Annotated in this window: 2 protein-coding genes and 1 pseudogene; all 3 read right to left on the bottom strand. The window is 29.1% G+C overall.

Features of this window, described 5'->3' with window-relative positions; translation table 11 throughout:
* Positions 1-288 (bottom strand): annotated as a pseudogene (locus tag DP68_RS18730) (hypothetical protein); the annotation flags it as partial.
* Positions 289-391: 103 nt separating this feature from the next.
* Entirely contained in the window at positions 392-838 is a 447-nt protein-coding gene (locus DP68_RS18725) for a hypothetical protein (RefSeq protein WP_035312051.1), read from the bottom strand.
* A gap of 130 nt (positions 839-968) precedes the next feature.
* Positions 969-1,406 carry a hypothetical protein gene (locus tag DP68_RS18720; protein WP_035312050.1) on the bottom strand — a complete coding sequence of 146 codons (438 nt, stop codon included), beginning with the start codon at positions 1,404-1,406 and terminating at the stop codon, positions 969-971.
* Positions 1,407-1,545 lie beyond the last annotated feature (139 nt).

The raw sequence follows: 1,545 nt of genomic DNA, 5'->3' as shown, positions 1-1,545 counted from the left end.
TTTCTTGTTGTCCTTTAGATATTGTTGAAGAATATCTCTTTCTATTTTTATATTATTGTTTACTCCTACTGGTTCAGTAACTTTTATTTCTATATTTATATGCTTAAATTTTTCAATATCTTTATTAGGGTACATTACCTGTGCATTATTTAGTATTCTTTTATAATCCTCGTTGCTTACAGTGCCAATCTCCACTGTAAAAACTATTTTTGGTTGAATAAAGGCTGAAAAATAAACAGCAACTATTACGATGAATAGTAATGCCATTCCTGATAAAACATATAACACTTTTTTTTTTATTCATTATATCTCCTATTCCTTTTGCCCATAATTAATTCACCATATTTTACCCTTATGTCGTAAGATTAGAATATTTCGACCTAAATAATAATCAATTTACATCCTTCAATTCAATTATTTGTATCTTTCCATCAAGATTTATGGTGACATTTATCACTTCGTCTTTATTCTCTATTGCTACTCCATTACCACCTGATTTAATTGTATAAGTTTTTTCTTTTGGCGGACCATCTGTATAGTCTTCTGTTATTTTTCCACCTCCTGCACTACTTGCATAGGATATTTCCAGATGTTTTAAAGAAGATAATTGGGACAGTTCTTTCTTATATGTTACTATTAATATGTTATTAGAATTACTTTCATATTTGGTTTTACCATTCTCTTCAGTAAAAGTGCCCGTTCCATTTACCCTATATTCAGCAGACCAAAGTTCATTTTCTCCTTTATAAATATAGTTGTGATTAATAACTTCTTTGTTTGAACAACCAGTGATTATCAATAGTATCAAAATAATAAAGACTCCAGTTACTTTTCTCAACTTATACCTCCCAATAATTTTTACTTTACTTCGTAATTAATTACTAATGTTCAAATATCATATACTTATGATTAATAGATTTTATAACAAGAATGCGAATTAACTACAATACATCATTCCAAGTCCATATCTATACTTCTTCTTGTTCAACCTCTGCTTGAAATGGTACATGTTTTTCAATAGGTATTTTGAAATAATCCATTTTTTCCACTTCGTTAAAAAATTGGTCTATGGAGTTAAAGTCATATGTCCATAAGTTTGTTTCTAACTCTTTTAATTCTGCATTAGGCTTAAAGTATATTGTAAGCATTAATTGTTCTATATGATCATATTCTCCGCCTTCCTCAATGCTAAATTGCCTTACAAATTCGAAGTGAAATAATTCTTTTCCTGTAAATTCGTACACTCCACATTGAAACAATAGAGAGTCATCGGCACAGTCTATTTTGACTTTTGAAAATTTCTTGAAAGTTTCCCATGCTAATTTAGGATTAGGATTATTAATGTCAAAGCCTGACTCGCTTAACATTTCGCTTAAAACTCCTTCAGCTTCATATACTTCTATCATCTTTGCCCTCCTCTTAAATTTCAACTAATTCATCATATTTTATCGTTACGTCTTAAACCTTTATTTCTTTTCTTCTTTATGAACTTGTAAAGTAATTTTTACCTTGCTGATTATTTTGTCTTCCTGCCACTTGCTTATT

This window comes from Clostridium sp. HMP27, from assembly GCF_000765165.1.
Taxonomy (GTDB): Bacteria; Bacillota; Clostridia; order Clostridiales; family Clostridiaceae; genus Clostridium_AK.
This window is presented reverse-complemented; position numbering and strand designations above follow the sequence as displayed.

Bases quoted from the DNA above. Each gene is read 5' to 3' on its own strand.
- DP68_RS18720 (WP_035312050.1), bottom strand. From the start codon at position 1,406: ATGATAGAAGTATATGAAGCTGAAGGAGTTTTAAGCGAAATGTTAAGC.